General features: G+C 67.8%; 20 protein-coding genes. 7 read left to right on the top strand and 13 right to left on the bottom strand.

Going from position 1 to position 22534, the window contains the following annotated elements; genetic code table 11:
• Positions 1–45: 45 nt before the first annotated feature.
• The 4 genes from trxA to BC358_RS10195 all read left to right on the top strand — a co-directional run bounded on the left by trxA (position 46) and on the right by BC358_RS10195 (position 3998).
• Positions 46–378: a thioredoxin TrxA gene (gene trxA, locus BC358_RS10210; protein WP_066151299.1), complete on the top strand. Its 333-nt coding sequence runs from the start codon at positions 46–48 to the stop codon at positions 376–378.
• Positions 379–571: 193 nt separating this feature from the next.
• Positions 572–1834, top strand: a complete 1263-nt coding sequence (rho, locus tag BC358_RS10205) for a transcription termination factor Rho (RefSeq protein ID WP_066151301.1) — start codon at positions 572–574, stop codon at positions 1832–1834.
• A 99-nt stretch (positions 1835–1933) separates the two neighbouring features.
• Positions 1934–2182, top strand: a complete 249-nt coding sequence (locus BC358_RS10200) for a type B 50S ribosomal protein L31 (protein ID WP_066151302.1) — start codon at positions 1934–1936, stop codon at positions 2180–2182.
• Between the two features lie 109 nt (positions 2183–2291).
• Positions 2292–3998 carry a hypothetical protein gene (locus BC358_RS10195; protein WP_079365732.1) on the top strand — a complete coding sequence of 569 codons (1707 nt, stop codon included), beginning with the start codon at positions 2292–2294 and terminating at the stop codon, positions 3996–3998.
• On the opposite strand, the gene phoR is transcribed toward BC358_RS10195, so the two are convergent.
• From phoR to BC358_RS10155, 8 genes are all read right to left on the bottom strand, one after another.
• On the bottom strand, positions 3995–5311 hold the full coding sequence (phoR, locus tag BC358_RS10190; RefSeq protein WP_179130052.1) for a phosphate regulon sensor histidine kinase PhoR: 1317 nt from the start codon (positions 5309–5311) through the stop codon (positions 3995–3997). The genes BC358_RS10195 and phoR overlap by 4 nt on opposite strands.
• The gene (gene phoB, locus BC358_RS10185) at positions 5308–6030 is read right to left on the bottom strand and encodes a phosphate regulon transcriptional regulator PhoB (protein ID WP_079365731.1); all 723 of its coding nucleotides are present in this window, start codon (positions 6028–6030) and stop codon (positions 5308–5310) included. Before phoB ends, phoR begins: the two co-directional genes overlap by 4 nt.
• A complete protein-coding gene (gene phoU, locus BC358_RS10180; RefSeq protein WP_066151307.1) occupies positions 6027–6728 on the bottom strand; it encodes a phosphate signaling complex protein PhoU in 702 nt (233 codons plus the stop codon). Before phoU ends, phoB begins: the two co-directional genes overlap by 4 nt.
• A 14-nt stretch (positions 6729–6742) precedes the next feature.
• A complete protein-coding gene (pstB, locus tag BC358_RS10175) occupies positions 6743–7534 on the bottom strand; it encodes a phosphate ABC transporter ATP-binding protein PstB (RefSeq protein ID WP_066151309.1) in 792 nt (263 codons plus the stop codon).
• A gap of 31 nt (positions 7535–7565) precedes the next feature.
• Positions 7566–8423, bottom strand: coding sequence for a phosphate ABC transporter permease PstA (gene pstA / locus BC358_RS10170; protein ID WP_079365730.1), 858 nt, complete (start codon positions 8421–8423; stop codon positions 7566–7568).
• Position 8424: 1 nt separating this feature from the next.
• Positions 8425–9423 carry a phosphate ABC transporter permease subunit PstC gene (pstC, locus tag BC358_RS10165; RefSeq protein WP_079365729.1) on the bottom strand — a complete coding sequence of 333 codons (999 nt, stop codon included), beginning with the start codon at positions 9421–9423 and terminating at the stop codon, positions 8425–8427.
• 91 nt (positions 9424–9514) lie between these two features.
• The gene (gene pstS, locus BC358_RS10160; protein ID WP_079365728.1) at positions 9515–10546 is read right to left on the bottom strand and encodes a phosphate ABC transporter substrate-binding protein PstS; all 1032 of its coding nucleotides are present in this window, start codon (positions 10544–10546) and stop codon (positions 9515–9517) included.
• Between the two features lie 98 nt (positions 10547–10644).
• A complete protein-coding gene (locus BC358_RS10155; RefSeq protein WP_256861463.1) occupies positions 10645–11205 on the bottom strand; it encodes a TlpA disulfide reductase family protein in 561 nt (186 codons plus the stop codon).
• A 130-nt stretch (positions 11206–11335) separates the two neighbouring features.
• On the opposite strand from BC358_RS10155, the gene ppx reads away from it, so the two are divergent.
• The 3 genes from ppx (at position 11336) to BC358_RS10140 (ending at position 16978) form a co-directional block, all read left to right on the top strand.
• Entirely contained in the window at positions 11336–12817 is a 1482-nt protein-coding gene (ppx, locus tag BC358_RS10150) for an exopolyphosphatase (RefSeq protein ID WP_079365727.1), read from the top strand.
• A 102-nt stretch (positions 12818–12919) separates the two neighbouring features.
• Positions 12920–14035 (top strand): response regulator, encoded by a 1116-nt coding sequence (locus tag BC358_RS10145; protein WP_079365726.1) that lies wholly within the window; start codon positions 12920–12922, stop codon positions 14033–14035.
• A 3-nt stretch (positions 14036–14038) separates the two neighbouring features.
• On the top strand, positions 14039–16978 hold the full coding sequence (locus BC358_RS10140; RefSeq protein WP_079365725.1) for a hybrid sensor histidine kinase/response regulator: 2940 nt from the start codon (positions 14039–14041) through the stop codon (positions 16976–16978).
• Positions 16979–17001: 23 nt separating this feature from the next.
• On the opposite strand, the gene BC358_RS10135 is transcribed toward BC358_RS10140, so the two are convergent.
• The 5 genes from BC358_RS10135 to BC358_RS10115 form a co-directional block, all read right to left on the bottom strand.
• Positions 17002–17484, bottom strand: coding sequence for a histidine phosphatase family protein (locus BC358_RS10135; protein WP_079365724.1), 483 nt, complete (start codon positions 17482–17484; stop codon positions 17002–17004).
• Between the two features lie 5 nt (positions 17485–17489).
• On the bottom strand, positions 17490–19556 hold the full coding sequence (ppk1, locus tag BC358_RS10130) for a polyphosphate kinase 1 (RefSeq protein ID WP_079365723.1): 2067 nt from the start codon (positions 19554–19556) through the stop codon (positions 17490–17492).
• 9 nt (positions 19557–19565) lie between these two features.
• Positions 19566–20627 (bottom strand): glycosyltransferase family 1 protein, encoded by a 1062-nt coding sequence (locus tag BC358_RS10125; protein WP_079365722.1) that lies wholly within the window; start codon positions 20625–20627, stop codon positions 19566–19568.
• On the bottom strand, positions 20624–21448 hold the full coding sequence (locus BC358_RS10120) for a UDP-2,3-diacylglucosamine diphosphatase (protein WP_256861476.1): 825 nt from the start codon (positions 21446–21448) through the stop codon (positions 20624–20626). The genes BC358_RS10125 and BC358_RS10120 overlap by 4 nt, the downstream gene beginning before the upstream one ends.
• A gap of 86 nt (positions 21449–21534) precedes the next feature.
• Positions 21535–22392 carry a GNAT family N-acetyltransferase gene (locus tag BC358_RS10115; protein WP_079365896.1) on the bottom strand — a complete coding sequence of 286 codons (858 nt, stop codon included), beginning with the start codon at positions 22390–22392 and terminating at the stop codon, positions 21535–21537.
• Between the last annotated feature and the right edge of the window lie 142 nt (positions 22393–22534).

Raw genomic sequence — 22534 nt, 5'->3', positions numbered from 1 at the left:
GTTTCCGACTTTAACTTCCCCGATCCACGTTCTTCAGGATGAACCATGGCCAGTGAGCTGATCACCCACGTTTCCGATGCAACCTTTCAGGCCGATGTGCTCGACGCCAAAGCCCCTGTGCTGGTCGACTTCTGGGCCGAATGGTGCGGCCCCTGCAAGATGATCGCGCCGATCCTGGACGAAGTGGCCGGCTCCTACAACGGCAAGCTCAAGATCGCCAAGGTCAATGTCGACGAAAACCGGGACATCCCCGCCAAGTTCGGCATCCGCGGCATCCCCACGCTGATGCTGTTCAAGGACGGCCAGCTGGCTGCCACCAAGGTGGGCGCCATGAGCAAGGCCCAGCTGACGGCATTCATCGACCAGCAACTGGCCTGACCGGCCCGGCGCCGGCCACCGCTGCTCCGGGTGCAAGGCCTGGGGTCGGCTCCGGTGGCCGGTTTTTTCCTGTCATAATTCTCGCGTCAGCTGGCCCACCAACGCCCAGCCCCTCCTGACAGCGCCAGTCCGCCATCCGGACATCAGCGCCCCCTCCCCGGTTCTGACAAGACTCCCTTCCGGAGCGATTTCCATGCACCTTAACGAACTCAAGGCACTGCACGTGTCTGAAGTCCTCAAGCAGGCCGAAGCGCTTGAGATCGAAAACACCGGCCGCATGCGCAAGCAGGAGCTGATGTTCGCCATCATCAAGAAGCGCGCCAAGGCCGGCGAACAGGTGAACGCGGACGGCGTGCTGGAAGTGCTGCCCGACGGCTTCGGCTTCCTGCGCAACATGGACACCAGCTTCACGGCGTCCACCGACGACATCTACATCTCCCCCAGCCAGATCCGCCGCTTCAACCTGCACACAGGCGACATGATCGAGGGCGAGGTCCGCATTCCCAAGGACGGCGAGCGCTACTTCGCGCTGAACAAGCTGGATGCCATCAACGGCCTGCCACCCGAGGCGAACAAGCACAAGGTGATGTTCGAGAACCTGACGCCGCTGTTCCCCAAGCAGCAGATGCGCCTGGAACGTGACATCAAGACCGACGAAAACATCACCGGCCGCGTCATCGACATCATCTCGCCCATCGGCAAGGGTCAGCGCGCACTCATCGTCGCACCGCCCAAGAGCGGCAAGACGGTGATGATGCAGCACATCTGCCACGCCATCACTGCCAACCACCCCGAGGTGGAACTGATGGTGCTGCTGGTGGACGAGCGCCCGGAAGAAGTGACCGAAATGCAGCGCACGGTGCGCGGCGACGTGATCGCTTCCACCTTCGACGAGCCGGCCGCCCGCCACGTGCATGTGGCCGAGATGGTCATTGAGCGCGCCAAGCGCCTGGTCGAACTCAAGAAGGACGTGGTGATCCTGCTGGACTCCATCACCCGCCTGGCCCGCGCCTACAACAACGTGCTGCCCAGCTCTGGCAAGGTGCTGACCGGCGGCGTGGACGCCAACGCCCTGCAGCGACCCAAGCGCTTCTTCGGTGCCGCGCGCAACGTGGAAGAAGGCGGTTCCCTGACCATCATCGCCACCGCACTGGTCGACACCGGCAGCCGCATGGACGAGGTGATCTTTGAAGAATTCAAGGGCACCGGCAACAGCGAAATCCACCTCGACCGCCGCCTGTACGAAAAGCGCGTCTTCCCCTCGATCCAGCTCAACCGCAGCGGCACCCGCCGCGAAGAACTGCTGCTGGCACCCGAGATCCTGCAGAAGACCCGCATCCTGCGCCAGTTCATGTACAACATGGACGAGATTGAGGCCATGGAGATGGTGCTCAAGAGCATGAAGGCGACGAAGAACAACTCCGAGTTCTTCGACATGATGCGCCGCGGCGGTTAATACCGCAGCAAACATCATATAATTCAAGGCTTTGCAACTTGCGACAAGTACGAGAGAACGGTTCTCCCGCGGCTGCCGCACCTGACCCAAGGAATCGCCATGAAAGAAGGCATTCACCCCAACTACCGCGAAGTCTGCTTCGTGGACCTGTCGAACAACTTCAAGTTCGTGACGCGTTCCTGCGCGAACACCAAGGAAACCATCAAGATGGAAGACGGCCGCGAGCTGCCGCTCTACAAACTTGATACCTCCAGCGAGTCGCACCCCTTCTACACCGGTACCCAGAAGTCGGTGGACAACATGGGTGGCCGCGTCGAGAAGTTCCGCAATCGCTTCGGCAAGAAGTAATCGGACCGATCGACCCTGCGGGCCTGCGCCCGGGAAAGAAAGCAGCCGATCTCCCGGCTGCTTTTTTTTTCGCCCTGCGTGCCCCGCGTACCCCTGTATATTCCCCGCCGTGAGTCTTGCCACCCCCGCCATCGTGACCCAGTCGGCTGTGCGCCGTCTGCCAAGGCTTGCCCTGCTGCTGCTGGGTCTGGCCTATGTGCTGCCCGGATTTCTGGGGCGGGAGCCCTGGAAAAACCTGGACGTGGCCGCCTTCGGCGCCATGATGGAAATGGCCCGGGGCAGCAGCGGCTGGTGGCAACCCCAGGTGCTGGGACAGCCCGCCGAGATGGTGGGCCCTCTTCCTTACTGGCTGGGAGCACTGGCCATCCGGTTTTTGCCGTTTCTGCCGCCCGACCTCGCCGTCCGGGTGCCGTTCGGCATGATGCTCGCGCTCACCCTGGTCTGCACCTGGTACGCGACCTACCACCTCGCGCGCCAGGCCAGCGCACAACCCGTGGCCTTTGCCTTCGGTGGCGAGGCGGACCCGATCGACTATGCGCGCGCGATGGCGGATGCGGCGCTGCTGGCGCTGGTGGCCTGCCTGGGCCTGGCCCAGATGTCGCATGAAACCACGCCGGACCTGGCGCGGCTGGCCATGGTCAGTGCGGTGCTCATGGCGGCCACGCGCATGGCGCTGCCGCTCACCCGCCACCCATGGAAAGCCGTGGCCCTGTGGGGTGCGGCCACGCTGGGCCTGGTGCTTAGCGGCGCGCCCTGGATTGCGCTGGCCCTGGGCACCGGTCTGCTGTTGCTGGTGTGGACCAGCCGGTCGGCTCAGGGTGCGGCAGCGCCGCAGGAGCTGAGCTGGGTGATGGGACTGCTGGCACTGGCCGCATTGCTTGCTTCGATCACTGAGCAGATCCACTGGCCCCAGGCGCTGTCGCTGCCCGCTTCCATGGCAGACTGGAAGCGCTGGGGCAAGCTGCTGGTGTGGTTCACCTGGCCCGCCTGGCCTCTGGCGCTCTGGACGCTCTGGCGCTGGCGCCACCAGCTGCGCAGCCCACATGTGGCGCTTCCGTTGTGGGCCGCACTGGTGAGTGTTGTCAACAGCGCGATCAACCCGGATTTCGACCGTTCGCTGCTGCTGGCCCTGCCGGCCATGGCTGTCCTGGCCGCTTTCGCGCTGCCCACGCTCCGGCGCAGCGTGTCCGCCCTGATCGACTGGTTCACGCTGGTGTTTTTCAGCGGATGCGCTCTGGTGATCTGGGTCATCTGGTTCGCCATGCAGACCGGCGTCCCAGCCAAACCCGCCGCCAACGTGGCCAAGCTGGCCCCCGGGTTCAACCCCGAGTTCTCGTGGCTGCTCCTGCTGCCTGCGCTGCTGGCCACCATTGCCTGGGGCTGGCTGGTGGCCTGGCGCGTGGGGCGGCATCGGCAGGCGATCTGGAAGAGCCTGGTGCTGCCGGCCGCGGGCGCCACCCTGTGCTGGTTGCTGCTCATGACGCTGTGGCTGCCGCTGCTGGACTATGGCCGCAGCTATGGGCCGGTGGCGCGCCGCATCGCCACGCTGGTGCCGCCAGGCTCCCCTTGCGTGCTGGTGGACGGGCTTGGTCAGACGCAGATCGCGTCGCTGCAGTTTCAGGGTGGCCTCAGCTTGCGCCGCACCGGTGACGAGACCGCAGGCGAGTGCCGCATCATGGTGGTGAACCCGGACACCCAGCCGACGCTGGACGAACGGGTGGCACTGACGGAATGGGCCTACAAGGCCACGGTGCGGCGCCTCAATGACCGCGAACGGGTGCTGATCTACCAGCGGGTGGGCGGTCCGGTTCGCTAGCTGCCGGTGGCGCGCACGCGCGTGACCGGCAGCGCGATGATGAAAGTGGAGCCGCGCCCGACCGTGCTGTGCACCACCACCTGCCCACCGTGGCGCTGCGCCACATGTTTGACGATGGCCAGCCCCAGACCCGTGCCCCCCGTCTCGCGCGAGCGGCTGCGGTCCACGCGGTAGAAGCGTTCGGTGAGGCGCGGCAGGTGCTCCGCCTCGATCCCCGGTCCCGTGTCTTCCACGAAGAACTCCCCCGCCCCGTCATCGACAAGGCGCCAGCCGGCCCGGATGCGCCCTCCCGGCGGCGTGTAGCGGACCGCATTGCTCAGGAGATTGGACATGGCGCTGAGCAGTTCGCTGCGGTTGCCTGCCACCTCCAGCGCCGGCCCGGGCACCACCTCGATCCGATGCACCGGATCGGCGATCACGGCGGACAAGCCCTGCGCCTCCAGCACCGCCTGGCGCAGCAACTCGGAGACATCGACCCACTCCCCGGTGCCCGGCACGGGACTGCCTTCCAGGCGGGACAGTGTCAGCAGATCGTTGACCAGCGTCTGCATGCGCTGGGCCTGCTGGCTCATGAGACCGAGGAAGCGCTGGCGGTCGGCCTCCTCCAGCGGCAGGCTCTGCATGGTCTCCACAAAGCCGCTGAGCACCGTCAGGGGCGTGCGGATTTCATGCGAGACGTTGGCCACAAAATCCCGGCGCATCGAATCGGCCAGCTGCACCGCCGTGACATCGCGCGTGAGCATCAACTGTCGCTGGTCACCATAGGCGTGGATCTGCAGCGAGATTTTTCTGGGTTGTGTCGGACGCTGGCCGGGACCGTCGACCTCGATCTCGGCACCGAAGTCACCTGCGTCCATGTAGGCGTTGAAGCTCGGATGCCGCACGAGGTTGCGCACGTACTGCCCGATGTCTCGCTGCGGATCGATGCCCAGGTGCTGCGCCGCCGTCAGGTTGCACCACTCGATGCGCGCCATGCTGTCGAGCAGCACGACGCCGTTGGGTGAGGCCTGGATCGCGGCCAGAAAATCCTCCAGCCGCTCGTCGCTGCCATGGGCCTTCTGTTCGAGGGCGCGGAACCGCTTGCGCGTGCGCTCCAGCAGTTCACCCCAGAGCCCGGAGAGTCTGGGGATGTGAATGTCGTCGGCCCGGCTCAGCCAGCGCAGCAGCTGCGCAGCGCGCACGCTGTCCCAGGCCAGCCAGAGCATGGCCCCCAGGCCCGCCCCCGCCAGCGTCCAGGTCACCGAGCCTCTGGTCCAGCCCCACGCGCCAGCCGCTGCCACCAGCAGCATCAGCCCAAACGCCCGCCCGATCATGCTGCGCTGTCGCCGCTTCCCTGCCCGACAGCCACGCGGGACGTGAGGCGGTAGCCCGCGCCGCGCACCGTTTCCACCATGCCGGCGGCGTCGCCCAGGGATTCCCTCAACCGCTTGACGTGTACGTCCACGGTGCGCTCCTCGATGAAGACATGGTCACCCCATATCTTGTCGAGCAGGGTACCACGCGTGTGCACGCGCTCCGGGTGCTTCATCAGGTAGTGCAGCAGCTTGAATTCGGTCGGTCCGAGCTTGAGTTCGGCCTCGCGGAAGCTCACGCGGTAGGTGGCCGCGTCCAGCGCCAGCTCGCCCACCTGCACCGAGTCGTTGACGATCTCGGGCGCACGGCGGCGCAGCACGGCGCGGATGCGCGCCAGCAGCTCCTGGGTGGAAAACGGCTTGGTGATGTAGTCGTCGGCGCCTGCGTCCAGCCCTTGCACCTTGTCCGACTCGTCGCTGCGGGCGGTCAGCATCAGGATGGGCACGGTCTTGGTGCGCTCCTGGCGGCGCCAGGTGCGGGCCAGGGCAGCGCCGCTCTCGCCGGGAAGCATCCAGTCCAGCAGGATCACGTCCGGCAGAACCGCGTCGATCTCGCGGCGCGCCGACTCACCGTCGAACACCACCGTGGGTGCAAAACCGTTGTGGCGCAGGTTGACCGCGATCAGCTCGGCAATCGCCGGCTCATCCTCGACCACCAGCACGCGGGGAAGTTTTTTCATCCGACCACCGACTGCACTTTGTCCATCGAGCTGTGGCGCACATCCTCGCCCTTGACCACGAAGATGATCTGCTCGGCGATGTTCTTGGCGTGGTCGCCCACGCGTTCCAGTGACTTGGCCAGGAACAGCAGGTCCAGGCTCGGCGAGATGGTGCGCGGGTCTTCCATCATGTAAGTGATGAGCTTGCGCAGGAAACCGTTGTACTCGCCGTCGATGGCGTCGTCTTCCTTGATGATGGCCAGCGCCATGTTGGTGTCCAGCCGCGCGAACGAGTCCAGCGTCTTGCGCAGCATGCCGGCGGCCAGGTCGGCGGCCAGGCGCAGCTCGGAAATCGGCAGCGAGCGCGGCGAGCCGCTTTCGATGATCGACTTCACCATGCGGGCCACACGGGCGATCTCGTCGCCGGCGCGCTCCAGGTTCTGGGTGGTGCGCGAGATGGCCATCAGGAAGCGCAGGTCGCGCGCGGTGGGCTGGCGGCGGCCGATGGTGGAGATGATCTCGTGGTCGATGTTCATCTCCATCTGGTTGATCCGGTTCTCGGTCTCGATCACCTGCTCGGCCGTCTCCTGGCTCAGATGGACCAGGGCGTAGACCGCCTGGTGCAGCTGCGATTCGACCAGCCCGCCCATCTCCAGCACGTGGGTGGAAATGGAATTGAGCTCGGCGTCGAACTGGCTGGAAATGTGTTTGTCACCCATGGTGGTCTCCCTGATCAGCCGAAGCGGCCGGTGATGTAGTCCTCGGTCTCGGTGCGCGTGGGCTTGAAGAAGATCTGCTCGGTGGAGCCGAACTCGATCAGCTCGCCCAGGTACATGTAGGCCGTGAAGTCGCTGCAGCGTGCGGCCTGCTGCATGTTGTGCGTGACGATGGCAATCGTGTAGTCCTTCTTGAGCTCGTGCACCAGCTCTTCCACCTTGCCGGTGGAGATCGGGTCCAGCGCCGAGGTCGGCTCGTCCAGCAGCAGCACCGAGGGCTTGACCGCCACGCTGCGGGCGATGCACAGGCGCTGCTGCTGACCGCCGGAGAGCGACAGGCCGCTCTGGTGCAGCTTGTCCTTCACCTCGTTCCACAGCGCGGCCTTGCTCAGGGCCCACTCCACGCGGTCGTCCATCTCGCTGTTCGAGAGGCTTTCGTAGAGGCGCACACCGAAGGCGATGTTGTCGTAGATCGACATCGGGAACGGCGTCGGCTTCTGGAACACCATGCCGATGCGCGCACGCAGCAGGTTCAGATCCTGCTTCGGGTCGAGGATGTTGTCGCCGTAGAAGTTGATCTGGCCTTCGGCGCGCTGGCCGGGGTAGAGGCTGTACATGCGGTTGAGCGTGCGCAGCAGCGTGGACTTGCCGCAGCCCGACGGGCCGATGAAGGCAGTGACCTTCTTCTCGGCGATGTTCATGGTCACGTTCTTCAGACCCTGGAACTTGCCGTAGAAGAAGTTGAGATTGCGCACCTCGAGCGCGTTGCGCTGTTCGACGGCGGCGGGAGCGATGGCGGTGGCGGTCATGTGGGTGGTTTCCGTGTGGGTGGCGCCTGGCTCAGGCAGGAGTCTTGTTCCGGAAGAAGACGCGGGCAACGATGTTCAGGATGAGCACGGCCAGGGTGATCAGCAGCGCGCCGCCCCAGGCCAGACGGATCCAGTTGTCGTAAGGGCTCATGGCGAACTGGAAGATCACGACCGGCAGGTTGGCCATGGGCTTGCTCATGTCGGCGTTGAAGAACTGGTTGTTCAGCGCGGTGAACAGCAGCGGCGCGGTCTCGCCGCTGATGCGGGCCACGGCCAGCAGCAGGCCGGTCATGACGCCGCTCTTGGCGGCGCGCAGCGTCACCATGGAGGCCACCTTCCAGCGCGGTGCGCCCAGGGCGAACGCCGCCTCGCGCAGGCTGCCCGGCACCAGTCGCAGCATGTTCTCGGTGGTGCGCACGATCACCGGCACCGCGATCAGCGACAGCGCCAGCGTGCCGGCCCAGCCGGAGAAACCGCCGACCGTGGCCACCGCGATGGCGTAGACGAACAGGCCCAGCACGATCGAGGGGGCCGACAGCATGATGTCGGTGACGAAGCGGGTCAGCTCGGCCGTCTTGCTGGTGTCGCCGTACTCGGCCAGGTAGACGCCGGCAAAGATGCCGATGGGCGTGGCGAACAGCACGGTGGCGCCCACCATCAGCAGGCTGCCGACGATGGCATTGCGCAGACCGCCGCCTTCCGAACCCGGCGCCGGCGTGTCCTGGGTGAACATGTTCAGGTCCAGCGCGGCCAGGCCGTTGGACAGCAGCACGTACAGGATCCACAGCAGCACCGCCAGGCCCAGCACCATGGAGCCCATGGACAGGGTCAACCCGACGGCGTTGGAGAGCTTGCGGCGCTGATAGAGGGATTGGTTGAAGTCGTTCATGTCACAGCCCCTTGGCCTTCTCGGCGCGCACGATCATCCACTTGGCCAGCGCCAGCACGATGAAGGTGATGACAAACAGCAGGAAGCCCAGCGCGAACAGGGCCGAGATGTGGAAGTCGGCGGCTTCGCCGAATTCGTTGGCCAGGGTCGAGGCGATCGAGGTGCCCGGCGAGAACAGCGAGGTGGGCATGCGGTTGGCGTTGCCGATCACGAAGGTGACGGCCATGGTCTCGCCCAGCGCACGACCCAGACCCAGCATCACGCCACCGATCACGCCCTTCTGGGTGTACGGCAGCACCACGCGCCGCACCACTTCCCAGGTCGTGCAACCCAGGCCGTAGGCCGACTCGCGCAGGATGGGCGGCACGATCTCGAACACGTCGCGCATCACGGCGGCCACGAAGGGCAGCACCATGAAGGCCAGCACGATGCCGGCGGCCAGGATGCCCATGCCGTTGGTGGAGCCGCCGAACAGGAAACCGATCAGGGGCATGCCGCTCATGAGCTTCTGCACCGGCACCTGGAAGTAGTCGGCGAACAGCGGTGCGAACACGAACAGGCCGAACATGCCGTAGATGATGGACGGCACGGCGGCCAGCAGCTCGATGGACGTGCCCAGCGGGCGGCGCAGCCAGGGCGGGCAGGTTTCGGTCAGGAACAGCGCAATGCCGAAGGCCAGGGGCACCGCGATCAGCAGCGCAATGCCGGCGCTGGCCAGGGTGCCGACGATGGCGATCGCGGCACCGAATTCTTCGTTGATGATGTCCCACTCGACGTACCAGATGAACCGGGCGCCGAACTTCTGCAGGACGGGCAGCGCATTGATGAACAGCGAGACGATGATGCCCAGCAGGGCGAACAGCACCAGCAGCGAGAACAGCTGGGTGATGCGGTGAAAAAGGGCATCCTGCAACCGCTGCTTGCGCGCGATCGACAGCATGCGGGAGTTGGCTGGCGCTGCAGCCTCGGATGGCGACGTCATGGTGATGCCCACGCTCATGATGGGGTCCCCTTCAGGTGCTTTCATACCGTTGAAAGGCCCGGGAACCGGTGCAAAGTGTGCACCAGAGCCCGGGCCACGGGTGCCGGTCTTACTTGGCGACCTGGTTCCAGACCTTGCTGCGGATCTGGGCGGTCAGGGCATCGGGCAGCGGCACATAGTCCAGTTCGGTGGCCAGGGTCTTGCCCTTGCTGAAGGCCCAGTCGAAGAACTTCAGGGCTTCGGCCGACGCGACCTTGTCGGCCGGGTTCTTGTACATCAGGATGAACGAGGCGGTGGACACGGGCCAGGCGTTGTCGCCCTTGGCGTTGACCATGGAGATGCCCATGCCCGGCACGCTGAACCAGTCGGCGCTGGCGGCGGCGGCGGCGAAGGTGGTGTCGTCGGGGTTGACGTACTTGCCGTTGGCGTTCTGCAGCTGCATGAAGTTCATCTTGTTCTTCTTCACGTAGGCGTATTCCACGTAGCCCAGCGCGCCCTTGATGCGGTTGACGTTGGCGGCCACGCCTTCGTTGCCCTTGCCACCGACGGACGAAGCGGCCGGCCACTTGACGGCGGCACCCTTGCCCACGGAATCGGCCCACTCCTTGCTCACGGCGCTGAGGTAGTCGGTCCAGTTGAAGGTGGTGCCCGAACCGTCGGCGCGGTGCACCACGGTGATGTTCTCTTCCGGCAGCTTCTTGCCGGGGTTCAGGGCGACCAGCTTGGGGTCGTTCCACTTGACGATCTTGCCCATGAACATTTCGGCCAGCACGGGGCCGGTCACGCGCAGTTCGCCAGGCTGGAAGCCTTCCAGGTTGATCACGGGCACGGTGCCGCCAATGATGGCCGGGAACTGGATCATGCCGTCCTTGTCCAGCTCTTCACCCTTGACCGGGGCGTCGGTGGCGCCGAAGGTCACGGTCTTGGCGCGGATCTGCTTGATGCCGCCGGAGGAACCGATGGACTGGTAGTTCAGGCCGGTGCCGGTTTCCTTCTTGTAGGCCTCGGCCCACTTGGCATAGACCGGGAACGGGAAGGTGGCGCCCGCGCCGGTGATGTCGGCAGCAAAGGCCGGGGCAATCGCCATGGTGGCCAGAGCGGCTGCGGCGACGGTCTTCAGAAGGGAGCGTTTGGAGATCATTCGGGTCCTCACGGGTTGGTGAAAAGGTTCACAACCCGGGACTCTAGGCACCCACCGTGACAGCTCTGTGACAAAACGACGATGTCATATGACAGCCGTCAGAAAAGGCGGGCCATGTCCTGCACGTCTTCCGCAAACATCTGGCCTCTTTCGGCCAGCAGCAGGCGGCCGTCCGCCCCCGCCAGCAGCGTCACCGGCAGGCCCTTGGGCTTGGGGAATGCCTGGCGCCAGGCCGGGGAGGCCCAGGCGGCCGGGAATCCGTAGCCTTTCTTCTTAAGATACTCCGCCGCATCGGCCGGCTTCCGGTCGATCGACAGGGCCAGCATCTGCAGGCCGCGCCCCTGCTGCGCCTTCCAGAAGGCGTCCATCTCCGGGCTCTGCAAGGCGCAGAAGGGACAGATGCTGGACCACCAGTACACCAGCAGCGGCTTGCCGCGCGCCTGCCCGGGGTCGAAACGCCCGCCACCAATGAGGTCAACCGGCGGCACCGCGAGGATGCTGCCCAGCGCCGGCAGCGGCGGCGCCTTGGCTTCTTCGGCGGCGGCCGACACCGGCTGCCCCAGGACGGGTCTCACCAGCCCACCGGCGACCAGGGTCATCGCCGCGCCCAGCCACTGGCGACGGCCGGAAGAGGTCTTGAAGCGGGTGCGCGGGTTCATGCGGGCGGGTCCGGAAAGGAAATGAGACGGGGGTGCGAAGAGCGCAGCATACGCAGCCCGGGCCACGGCTTCAAGCCGGACGGCGCGGCCCATGCGTCACAATCGGCCCACTTTCGTCAGCGCCCGCCCCATGCAAAACGGTACCCTGCTCGCCGCCATCGACCTTGGCTCCAACAGCTTCCGCCTGGAGATCGGGCGCCTCCAGGCGGGCCACATCGAGCGCATCGAGTACATCAAGGAAACCGTGCGCCAGGGCAGCGGTCTGGACGACAACAAGATGCTCAGCCCGGCGGCCATGCAGCGCGGCTGGGACTGCCTGGCGCGCTTTGCCGAACGCCTGCACGGCTTTCGCAAACAGCAGGTGCGCGCGGTGGCCACCCAGACCCTGCGCGAGGCGCGCAACCGGGACGACTTCCTGCAAAAGGCGCAGGCCATCCTCGGTTTCGGCATCGAAGTGATCTCGGGCCAGGAGGAGGCGCGGCTGATCTACCAGGGCGTCTCCCACCTGCTGCCGCAGTCGGACGAGCGGCGGCTGGTGGTGGACATCGGTGGCCGCTCCACCGAGCTGATCCTCGGCCAGGGTTACACCGCCAGCCAGATGGAGTCGTACCGGCTGGGCAGCGTGGCCTGGTCCACGCGCTACTTTCCCAAGGGCCAGTTCACCGCCGACGCCTTCCGCACGGCCGAGATCGCGGCCAAGGCGGTGCTCGACCAGGCGCTGGACAGCTTTCCGCCGTCGCTGTGGTCGGTCGCCTACGGCTCCTCGGGCACGGTGGGCGCAGTGGCCGACGTACTGGCCGCCAACGGCCGGCCGGCCGGCGTGGTCACGCGCGACGGCCTGGACTGGCTGGTCGAGCGCCTGATCAAGGCCGGGAGCGCCGACCAGCTGCGCATGGAAGGCATGAAGGACGACCGCCGGCCGGTGATCGGCGGCGGCGTGAGTGTGCTGCGCGCCGTGTTCGACCTGTTCGGTATCCAGGAGATGATTCCCGCCCAGGGTGCGCTGCGCCACGGCGCCCTCTACGACCTGATCGACCGCGACACCGGGGGCGGCGACGTGCGCGAGCGCACGGTGCGCTGGCTCAGCGAGCGCTTTTCGGTGGACGCCGCGCAGGCGCAGCGGGTGAGCGAGGTGGCCACCGCCCTCTTCGCCCAGGTCGCCGCCGGCGAGGCCAACGAGCGCTTCTCGCAGAAGCTGGCCTGGGCGGCGCGGCTGCACGAGATCGGCACCCACATTTCGCACGACCGCTCCTATCACCACGGCGCCTACATCCTGGACAACGTGGACGCCTCGGGCTTCTCGTTCCCCGAACTGCACCGCATGAGCCAGCTGGTGCTGGGTCAGCGGGGCAAGCTGCGCAAGCTGGAGGAACCCCTGCAGGACGAACTGTTCGCCAAACAGCTGCTGTGCCTGCGGCTGGCGGTCATCCTGTGCCACGCGCGCCGGATGCCCGAACACGAGACCCTGAAGCTGGGCTACAAGCCCGGTGCGTTCCGGCTGGTGACACCCGAGGGATGGGCCCGGCGTTTCCCGCAGTCGGCCTGGCTGCTCGGCGAGGAGTTGCTGGCCTGGCAGAAAACAAACTGGAAATTCTCCGCCGACATCCGTTGAAAGCGGCACGGCGACGTGTGCTTCGCGCCACATCGCCGCCCGTTCAACCGATACCATCGCCCTTCAAGGGGCCTTCGGCGGCCTGAAAAACGAAGAAAAACAATGGCTCTGATCGTGGTGGCGGAAGACGACGCAGGAACAATGCGTCTCATCGAGGCGGCCCTGCACCTGCAGGGGCATGAGGTGCTGACATCCAACAACGGGCAGTCGGCGTGGATGACCATCCGGCAGTACCGGCCGGACCTGGTCGTCAGCGACATCAACATGCCGGGTGTCAACGGCTTCGACCTGCTCAAGGCGGTGCGCGAACACGCGGCCCTGCAGCAGACCCCGTTCATCCTGCTGACCTCGCTGCAGGAGCGGCGCAACATGCGCCAGGGCATGACACTGGGCGCCGACGACTACCTGACCAAACCCGTGCACCCGCGCGAACTGGTCGACGCGGTGGCTGCCCAGCTCAACCGCAAGGCCATGCGCACCGCGGCGCTGGAGTTGCAGGTGAAGGAGGCCGTGAACGAGGCCCTGGACGAACAGGCCTGGACCCTGCAGGAGCAGTACGAACTGCGGCTGGCCCACGAGCTGAGCGAACAGTGGCCCGGCGAGGCCCAGGGCGACCGCGAGGACTTCCACCCACAGGCCACCGTGCTGTTCGCCGACATCCGCAACGACCGGGAGTGGGCTCGCGCCCTGGACCCGCAGCAGCTGGCCATGACGCTCAAGCGCTACTACGAAGGTGGCGGCGACACGGTCCACCTGTTCGGCGCCACCTCGGCCCACTTCGTCGGCGACGGTCTGCTGGCGGTGTTCACCGACCGGGCGTCCAACACCACCGCCCACCAGGGCCTGCGCGCGGTCAAGGCCGCCTTTGGCCTGCGCAAGTCGGCCGCGGCGATGCAGGGCTGGGTGCAGCAGCAGTTCCCCGACCTGGCGCTTCCGCGCTTCGAGGCCGGCATCGCCATCCACAGCGGCCCGGTGGCGATGATGCGGCTGGACGGCCTGCTGGGCGGCGCGGCCCAGGTGCTGCCGGTGGGCGAAACCGTGGTCAACGCCCTGGCCATGCAGCGCGCCGCCGTCGGCCCGCACCCGGTGACGCTGTCGATCCCGGTGCTGCGCGCGGTGACCGGGGCGGTGCAGCCCGTCTCGCGCCACTTCGTCACCCTGCCCCAGTGTCCCGAGCCGCTGGAGGTGTGCGCCGTCGACCCCCTGCCCGCGACCTGACCCATGGCCGAGCGCGACACCCCCACGCCGGCCGGCCGCCGCCGCCTCTCGATCGGCCCGGCGCTGATTGCCGCACTGGTGCTGTCGGCGCTGATCCCTGCGGTGCTGGTGTCCTGGCTGCTCTCGTCCAACAGTTCGCAGTCCATCGACACGCTGGCCGAGAATGCGATCAGCCAGGCCGCGCACCGGGTGGACGTGGGCGCGCTGGCCCATCTGGGGGAGTCGCACACCGTGGTCAACGCGCTGGTGCCGCCGGTGCCCACCAGCGGGGCCGAAGCCGAGCGCACGCGCAACTGGCTGCGCGACCCGGCCGCTTTCGAGCTGATGGCCTACGCGCTGACCCAGCAGTCGCCCAACGTGCCCTATCTGTACTACGGCACCACCGACGGCAGCTTCTTCGGGCTCGAACGCGAGGAAGGCCGTTTCGTGGTGCGCGAAATTCTGCCCGGCGAGAGCGGGCGGCGCCACTACGAGATCGACGCACCGGGCGACCGCAGCCGCCTGGTCAGGACCGAGGACACCATCTACGACCCGCGCAAGCGCCCCTGGTACCAGCTGGCCGCGAGCACCGGCAAGCGCGTGTTCACCGACGTCTACCGCTCGGCGGTCAAGAAGCAGTTCGACCTGACGCTGGCCCAGCCGATCTTCGACACCGACAACCGCACCCTGCTGGGCGTGATGGCGGTGGACATGAGCCTGGCGCGCCTGACCGAGCTGATCCGCAGCACACGCATCAGCGAACACGCGGTGACCTACCTGGTGGACGGCCAGGGCCGCATGGTCGCCTCCTCGGTCGACGAGGAACTCAGCGAACTGGTCAACGGCCGCCACCAGCGCATCACGCCGCTGCAGAGCCGCGAGCCGCTGGTGCGCGAGTCCTACACCCAGCTGTTCGCGCCCGACCGGCAGGGCTCGCGACGCGCGCCGGGCCTGGTGCGGCTGGAGACCGAACGCGACTGGCTGCAGCGACTGGGCCTGACCAGCAACCGCCTGATCGCGCTGCAGCGCCCCTTCGGCGCCAAGTACGAGCTGGGCTGGCAGCTGGTGGTGGTGGCACCGGAACAAGACTTCACGGCGCAGGTGCTCCAGGCCCGGCAGTGGGCGCTGCTGGCCATGGCGGCGCTCATCGGCGTCGGTGTGCTGGGCGCCTTTCTGGTCGCCCGGCGCCTGTCGGCCCAGTTCCACCAGCTCAACAAGTCCGCCACCCAGCTCGGCTCCGGCCAGGTGCCGCCGGTGCAGGAGAAGGCGCCGTTCCGGGAGGTCCACAACCTCTCGCGCGTGATGCACGACAGCGCGCTCAAGCTGCACGCCTACAACCGGGCCATCAAGCGCAAGAACAAGGCTCTGCGCGACGCCACCCTGCTGCTGGAAGAACGGGTGCGCCTGCGCACCACCGAACTGGCCACCTCGCGCGAAGAGGCGCTGGCCGCGGTGCGGGCCAAGGCCGGCTTCCTGGCGGTGATGAGCCACGAGATCCGCACACCGCTCAACGGCGTGGTCGGCATGAGCCAGCTGCTCACCGACACCGGCCTGACACCGTCGCAGAAAGAGCTGCTGGGCGTGCTCAAGGTGTCCAGCGAACAGCTGCTGGCCGTGGTCGACGACATCCTGGACTTCTCCAAGATCGAATCGGGCAAGTTGGCGCTGGAACACCTGCCGATGGACCTGCACGCGGCCATCCAGGGCGTGTGCGACATCTCGCGGCTGCGCTGCCAGGAGAAGGGGCTGGAGCTGCGCGTCGACCTGCGCCCGGACCTGCCGCGGGCCATCGTCAGCGACATCACGCGCCTGCGCCAGGTGCTGCTGAACCTGCTGTCCAACGCGGTGAAGTTCACCCACCACGGCGAGGTCTGCCTGCGGGCCTGGGTCGAGCAGCCGGGTGATCCGCTGACCCTGGGCTTCAGCGTCAGCGACACCGGTGTCGGCATCTCGCAGCAGCGGCTGGGCGAACTGTTCCAGCCCTTCTCGCAGGGCGACACCTCGACCGCGCGCGTCTACGGTGGCACCGGCCTGGGGCTGATGATCTGCCGCCATTTGGTCGAGCGCATGGGCGGACGCATCCAGGTGAACAGCCAGACCGGCGTGGGCTCGACCTTCTCGTTCACCATCCGCGCCCAGCCGGCCCGTCCCGAGGACATCGTGGCGCCCCTGGTGCCCACGCTGCAGCTGGCCCGCAGCCCCCACCGCGTGCTGGTGGTGGACGACAACCTGACCAACCTCAAGGTGGCCTCCGCCATGCTCAACCGGCTGGGCTATCCGCACGACCTGCGCGACAACGGCCTGCGCGCGGTCGAGGCGGTGGAGCAGGCCCAGCGCGAACACCAGCCCTACGCCCTGGTGCTGATGGACAGCCACATGCCCGAGATGGACGGTGCCGCGACCACGCGCCAGATCCGCGAACGCCTGGGGCCCGCCGCGCCCATCGTGCTGGGCGTGTCCGCGTCGAGCCTGCCGAACGATCGCACCCGCTGCCTGGAAGCGGGCATGTCGGACTACCTGGCCAAGCCGCTGGAACTGCACACGCTCGGCCAGGCGCTGCAGCGCTGGATCGAGCGCGCGCCCGCGGCCGCCAGCAGTGCCACAGGCCCGGCCCCGACCCGGCCCGCTGCGCCCTGGATCAACACCGAACGCTGGACCATGCTAGGCGAGTTCGACAACGGTGCGGGCAAGGTGCGCGGCGCCATCGTCCAGGACTTCCTGGCCGAACTGGACACGCGCATGGACGACATCCGCCAGGCCATGGCCACGCGCGACCACGAGGCACTGGGCAATGCCGCGCACCAGCTCAAGGGCGCTGCGCTCAACACCTGCGCGGCGCGGCTGGCGCAGCTGTGCGAGGCGCTGGAGACGCGCTCGCTGGCGGAAGACCCCGAGGTCTTTGCGTACGACGGGCTGCTCGACCAGGTGGCGCAGGGCACGCGCGAGGCGCTCGTCACCACCTGACGGCGGTCAGCAGGCCGGTCCGCTCATACCAGTTCCGGCGTCTGCACCGTCACGATCACGGTCTGCATGCGGCCGTTGCGCTCACGCTGGCGCAGCCACCAGACCGAGCCCTTGCGCATGGTGCATTCGCCCTCGGGCAGGTTCAGCAGCTGGGCGATCACCTGGCCCAGCGTCGGCTGGTGCCCGATCACCAGCACCGGGCCGCGGCCCTCGGGCCAGCCCACCAGCGCCAGCACCACCGCCGGGTCCGCCCCGGGCAGCAACTCCTCGCGCACGCGCAGCTTGCGGCCGAGCGCGCTGGCGGTCTGGCGGGCCCGCTCGGCGGGGCTCACGTACACCCGGGCGCCGTCGGGCAGCTGCCGGTCCAGCCAGGCGGCCATGCGCGCGGCCTGCTTCTCGCCGCGCGGGGTCAGGCGCCGTTCCAGGTCCAGCGGGTCGCCCTGCGCGCCCTGCTCGCCATAGGGGTGGTCCTGGGCTTCGGCGTGGCGCCAGAGGATGAGGTCCATGGGGGTCACTCCTGGGAACGGTGTCCGTAGCGTGCCATCAGCGCCGCCTGGGCCGACAGGCCCGGGCCTTCGATGGCGTCGCTGGCGCGGCGGTAGTCGCCGTCCGGCTGCAGCAGCCAGGCGTCGCGCGTGTCGTGCAGGTAGGCCGACAGGCACTCGTCCTTGATGCGCTGGCGCAGCGCCGGGTCGGTCACCGGCCAGGCCAGTTCGACCCGCCGCAGCATGTTGCGGTTCATCCAGTCGGCGCTGGAGAGCCAGAGCTCCTCCTCGTCGCCGAACCGGAAATAGAACACCCGCGAATGCTCCAGCAGGCGGCCGATCACCGAGCGCACGCGCACCCGGTCGGTCACGCCGGGCACCTGCGCTGGCAGGATGCAGGCGCCGCGCACGATGAGGTCGATCGAAGCCCCGCGCTGCGAAGCGATCGCCAGTGCGCGCGCCATGGGCTCGTCGGTCAGGGCGTTCATCTTGAGGATGATGCGCGCGTCCTGGCCGGACTGGGCCGCCAGCCCTGCCCGTTCGACCCGCTCCAGCATGGCCTTGTGCAGGTGGAAGGGCGCGATCAGGGCGCTCTTCAGGCGCGGCAGCCGGCTCTGGCTGGCCAGGTGCAGGAACACCTGCTCCATGTCCGCGGTGAGCGACTTGTCCGCGGTGAGGTAGCTCAGGTCGGTGTAGAGGCGCGCCGTGCCGGGGTTGTAGTTGCCGGTGGAGAGGTGGCCGTAGCGGCGCAGCACCCCGCCCTCGCGGCGCGTGACCAGCAGCATCTTGGCGTGGGTCTTGAGGCCCACCACGCCATACACCACCTGGGCGCCCACCGATTCCAGCCGCTCGGCGTAGTTGATGTTGGCCTCTTCGTCGAAGCGCGCCTTGAGCTCGACCACCGCGGTCACTTCCTTGCCGCGCCGCACCGCCTCGCGCAGCAGCTCGATCATCTCGGCCTTGCTGCCGGTGCGGTAGATGGTCTGCTTGATGGCCAGCACGTCGGGGTCGTTGACCGCCTCGCGCAGGAAGGCCAGCACCGCGTCGAAGCTCTCGTAGGGCTGGTGGATCAGCACATCGCCCTGCTGCATGCGCTCGAAGAAGGACTGACCCGGCACCAGCTGGACCGGCCAGCCCGGCGTGTGCTGCTCAAAGCGCAGCGCGGGCTGGTCGACCTGGTCGATCAGCTGGTTCAGGCGCACCAGGTTCACCGGCCCGGGCACGCGGAACAGCGCCTGCGGCGGCAGGGCGAACTGCTCCAGCAGGAAGCTGGAGAGGAACTCGGAACAGCCCGCCGACACCTCCAGCCGCAGCGCCTCGCCGTAGTGGCGGTGCTGCAGACCCACCCGCAGGGCGGTGCGCAGGTTCTTCACCTCTTCCTCGTCCACAGCCAGATCCGAGTGCCGCGTCACGCGGAACTGTGAAAACTCCGTCACCTGCCGGCCCGGGAACAGGTCGGCCAGGTGCGAGCGGATCAGGCTGGAAATGGAGACAAAGACCGTCTTTTTCGAACCCTTGGGCCCGGGCACGCGCACATAGCGCGGCAACACGCGCGGCACCTTGACGATGGCGACCTCGTTTTCGCGCCCGAAGGCGTCGCGCCCCTTGAGGCGCACGATGAAGTTGAGCGACTTGTTGGCCACCTGCGGGAACGGGTGCGCCGGGTCGAGGCCCACCGGCATCAGCAGTGGCTGCACCTCGCGCTCGAAAAAGGCCTTGACCCAGCGGCGCTGGGCGGCGTCGCGCTCGCCGTGCGAGACCAGCTCGACGCCCTGCTTCTGCAGCAGCGGCAGCAGCTCGTCGTTGTAGATCGCGTACTGCTGCGCCACCAGTTCGTGCAGCTGGGCGCTCAGGCGCACATAGTCGTCCGCTGTCTGCGGGCCGCGCGGCTCGTTGGCATTGAAGGCGGCCAGATGCGGCGCCATCCGCACCTCGAAGAATTCGTCGAGGTTGCTGGAGACGATGCACAGGTAGCGCAGGCGCTCCAGCAGCGGCACCTGTTCGCGCCGCGCCCAGTCCAGCACGCGTTCGTTGAAGGCCAGGATGCTGTGGTCCCGGTCGAGAAAGGTCAGGCTGGGGGTGGGCGGGTTCATCAATGACGATTATTCGACCAGCCGATGACGTTTGTGTGACAGAACGGCGCGGCGCTGCCCGGGCAGCCGCACCAGGTGGGAGAGGAACAGATCGGCCACCCGCCCCCAGCCAAAGTCCAGCGCGCGCTGGCGAGCCTGGTGGCGGCGCACGCGCAGCGCCTGCGACCAGGCCTCGCGCAGGTCGGTGTGCATCGCGCCGGCGGGGGAGTCGCCGATCACCTCCAGCGGGCCGTCCACCGGGTAGGCGGCCACGGGCAGGCCGGTGGCCATGGCTTCGAGCATCACCAGGCCGAAGGTCTCGTGCAGGCTGGGGAACACGAACACGTCGGCCGCGGCGTAGACCTCGGCCAGCTCGCGCCGCGCCAGCAGCCCCACCCAGTGCACGCCGGGATAGCGGTCGCGCAGGGCCTGCTCCAGCGGCCCCACGCCACACACCACCTTGCTGCCCGGGATGTCCTGGTCCAGGAAGGCCTGAAGGTTCTTTTCGTGTGAGAGGCGACCGACGAACAGGCTCACCGGCCGCGCCAGGTGGCCCAGCCCGGGGCATTCGCGCGGCTCGGGGTGGAACGCGAACAGCTGGGTGTCCACGCCATGGGTCCAGTCGCGCAGGTTGGCAAAGCCCCGCTGCTCCAGCAGGCGGCGCACGCCGGCGGTTGGCACCATCACCCCCCGGCTGGGCCGGTGGAAGCGCCGCAGCAGGGCATAGCCCCAGGATGCCGGTACGCCCAGCGCGAGTTGCAGCATCTCGGGAAAGCGGGTGTGGAAGGCGGTGGTGAACGGCCAGCCGCGGCGCAGGCAGTGGCGGCGCGCGGCCCAGCCCAGCGGGCCTTCGGTGGCGATGTGGATGGCGTCGGGCTGGGCCTCGTCCATCAGCCGCCGCAGGCGCGCGCCCGGGAACAGGGCGAGGTCGATGCCGGCGTAGCCGGGGCACGGCCGCGTGCGGAACTGCCCGGGGTGGATCTCCGTCAGCTCGTGCCCGGCGCCCTGCAGGTGCCGGACCAGTTCCACCAGCGTGGTGACCACGCCGTTGACCTGGGGCTGCCAGGCGTCGGTCACCAGCAGGATCTTCATGCGGGTGCCAGAACCCCCGGGATCGCCTGGGGCTCCTTCAGCGGCAGGGTCAGGCCGCCGTGCCCCATCGGGTGCCAGTGCACCAGCTCCAGCCGGCCGTCCTGGTGCTCGACCAGGGCCGAGAGGCTCTCGACCCAGTCGCCGTCGTTGGCGTAGAGCGTGCCGTCGATGGTGCGCATCTCGGGGCGGTGGATGTGGCCGCAGACCACACCGTGGTAGCCGCGCTCGCGCGCCTCCGCGGCCACGGCGCGCTCGAAGTCGTTGACGTGGCTGACCGCGCGCTTGACCTTGTGCTTGAGGTACTGCGAGAGCGACCAGTAGGGCAAGCCCAGCTTGTGGCGGATGCGGTTGAAGTGGCGGTTGAGTTCGAGCGTGACGCCGTAGGCCCAGTCGCCCACGTGGGCCAGCCACTTGGCGCACTGGATCACGCCGTCGAAGTGGTCACCGTGGATCACCCAGAGGTGGCGGCCATCGGCGGTGGTGTGCACCGCCTCGTTGGCCACCTCGATGCCGCCGAAGTGCATGCCGTCGAACTGGCGCGCGAACTCGTCGTGGTTGCCCGGCACGAACACCACGCGACAGCCCTTGCGCGCGCGGCGCAGCAGCTTCTGCACCACGTCGTTGTGCGACTGCGGCCAGAACCAGCGCCGCCGCATCTGCCAACCATCGACGATGTCACCCACCAGGTACAGGGTGTCGCTCGGGTGGTGCTTGAGAAAGTCGAGCAGCGCATCGGCCTGACACCCGGGCGTGCCCAGATGAATGTCAGAAATGAACACAGCCCGAAGCGAAGACGCAACCGGAGCAGAGGCTTCTTCCAGTGGAGCCGTGGAACCGGCTGTGCCGGGCCACAGGCTCCGCCCCCCTGGGGGGGTGACGCCGAAGGCGGCGCGGGGGGGCACCACGGTCAAACTCCGAAGTGGCGCCGGTACCGCGCCGGCATGTCCGCGATGCGCATGATCATCGGCAGGTCGGCGGCGTTGAAGTCCGGGTCCCAGGCCGGCGGGCCCATGACCTTGGCACCCAGGCGCAGGTAGCCCTTGATCAGCGCCGGCGGTTCCACCTCCAGCGAGCCGTCCAGCCGGTCCACCGGCAGCGGCAGCCGCGGCCGCACATGGCAGTCGATCGGGGCCATGTGCGTGTCTTTCACCTGGCGCCAGATGCTGGCGGCCGCGTGGCCGCCGCCGATCATGCCGTGCGGGCCTTCGTACTGCATGGGGATGCTGGCGCAGCCGATCATGGTGTCCAGCCGGTTGCGCTGCATGAAGGCCGCGAGCGCGCCCCACAGGGCCATGATCACGCCGCCCTGGCGGTGGTCGCGGTGCACGCAGCTGCGGCCCAGTTCCACCATGCTCTCGCGCAGCGGGCGCAGGCGCACCAGGTCGAACTCGGTGTCGCTGTAGGTGCTGCCGGCGCGCTTGGCCTGCTGTGGGGTCAGCACGCGGTAGGTGCCGATGACCTTGCGCGTGGCGCCGTCGCGCACCAGCAGGTGCTCGCAGTAGTCGTCGAACAGGTCGACGTCGTGGCCCGGCACGGCGTTGGAGAGAATGGCCCCCATCTCGCCGGCGAACACCTCGTACCTCAGGCGCTGCGCCTCACGAACCTCGTCCAGGTGCCGCGCCCAGCCGACGTCGATGCCGGCCGGCGCCTGGACCACCGCACCGGGGACCACCACCGCAGCGGGAGCGTCCGTGCGTGGGTGAAGTGACCTCCGGAAGTCGGGCAGCGGCGACAGGTCCAGCGTCGGGGTGGGCAGTTCTCGCATGGTGGGCTCCTGGGTGGGGATGGCGTCCACAACGGACGCTGGGTGGATGGATCGCTTGCTCATGGCCACGATGCTCCGGCCCCGCCATGTCCCTCCCGTGGCATCCCGATGAAACTTTTTTGACGTTGCAGGCCCGCCCCAC

It is taken from the genome of Hydrogenophaga sp. H7, assembly GCF_002025745.1.
In the GTDB taxonomy this organism is placed as follows: Bacteria; Pseudomonadota; Gammaproteobacteria; order Burkholderiales; family Burkholderiaceae_C; genus Hydrogenophaga; species Hydrogenophaga pseudoflava.
The sequence above is the reverse complement of the archived record's forward strand: the minus strand, read 5'-3'. Positions and strand labels throughout refer to the sequence as shown.

Bases quoted from the DNA above. Each gene is read 5' to 3' on its own strand.
- trxA (WP_066151299.1), top strand. From the start codon at position 46: ATGGCCAGTGAGCTGATCACCCACGTTTCCGATGCAACCTTTCAGGCC.
- rho (WP_066151301.1), top strand. From the start codon at position 572: ATGCACCTTAACGAACTCAAGGCACTGCACGTGTCTGAAGTCCTCAAG.
- BC358_RS10200 (WP_066151302.1), top strand. From the start codon at position 1,934: ATGAAAGAAGGCATTCACCCCAACTACCGCGAAGTCTGCTTCGTGGAC.
- phoR (WP_179130052.1), bottom strand. From the start codon at position 5,311: ATGATCGGGCGGGCGTTTGGGCTGATGCTGCTGGTGGCAGCGGCTGGC.
- phoB (WP_079365731.1), bottom strand. From the start codon at position 6,030: ATGAAAAAACTTCCCCGCGTGCTGGTGGTCGAGGATGAGCCGGCGATT.
- phoU (WP_066151307.1), bottom strand. From the start codon at position 6,728: ATGGGTGACAAACACATTTCCAGCCAGTTCGACGCCGAGCTCAATTCC.
- pstB (WP_066151309.1), bottom strand. From the start codon at position 7,534: ATGACCGCCACCGCCATCGCTCCCGCCGCCGTCGAACAGCGCAACGCG.
- pstA (WP_079365730.1), bottom strand. From the start codon at position 8,423: ATGAACGACTTCAACCAATCCCTCTATCAGCGCCGCAAGCTCTCCAAC.
- pstC (WP_079365729.1), bottom strand. From the start codon at position 9,423: ATGAGCGTGGGCATCACCATGACGTCGCCATCCGAGGCTGCAGCGCCA.
- pstS (WP_079365728.1), bottom strand. From the start codon at position 10,546: ATGATCTCCAAACGCTCCCTTCTGAAGACCGTCGCCGCAGCCGCTCTG.
- BC358_RS10155 (WP_256861463.1), bottom strand. From the start codon at position 11,205: ATGAACCCGCGCACCCGCTTCAAGACCTCTTCCGGCCGTCGCCAGTGG.
- ppx (WP_079365727.1), top strand. From the start codon at position 11,336: ATGCAAAACGGTACCCTGCTCGCCGCCATCGACCTTGGCTCCAACAGC.
- BC358_RS10145 (WP_079365726.1), top strand. From the start codon at position 12,920: ATGGCTCTGATCGTGGTGGCGGAAGACGACGCAGGAACAATGCGTCTC.
- BC358_RS10140 (WP_079365725.1), top strand. From the start codon at position 14,039: ATGGCCGAGCGCGACACCCCCACGCCGGCCGGCCGCCGCCGCCTCTCG.
- BC358_RS10135 (WP_079365724.1), bottom strand. From the start codon at position 17,484: ATGGACCTCATCCTCTGGCGCCACGCCGAAGCCCAGGACCACCCCTAT.
- ppk1 (WP_079365723.1), bottom strand. From the start codon at position 19,556: ATGAACCCGCCCACCCCCAGCCTGACCTTTCTCGACCGGGACCACAGC.
- BC358_RS10125 (WP_079365722.1), bottom strand. From the start codon at position 20,627: ATGAAGATCCTGCTGGTGACCGACGCCTGGCAGCCCCAGGTCAACGGC.
- BC358_RS10115 (WP_079365896.1), bottom strand. From the start codon at position 22,392: ATGCGAGAACTGCCCACCCCGACGCTGGACCTGTCGCCGCTGCCCGAC.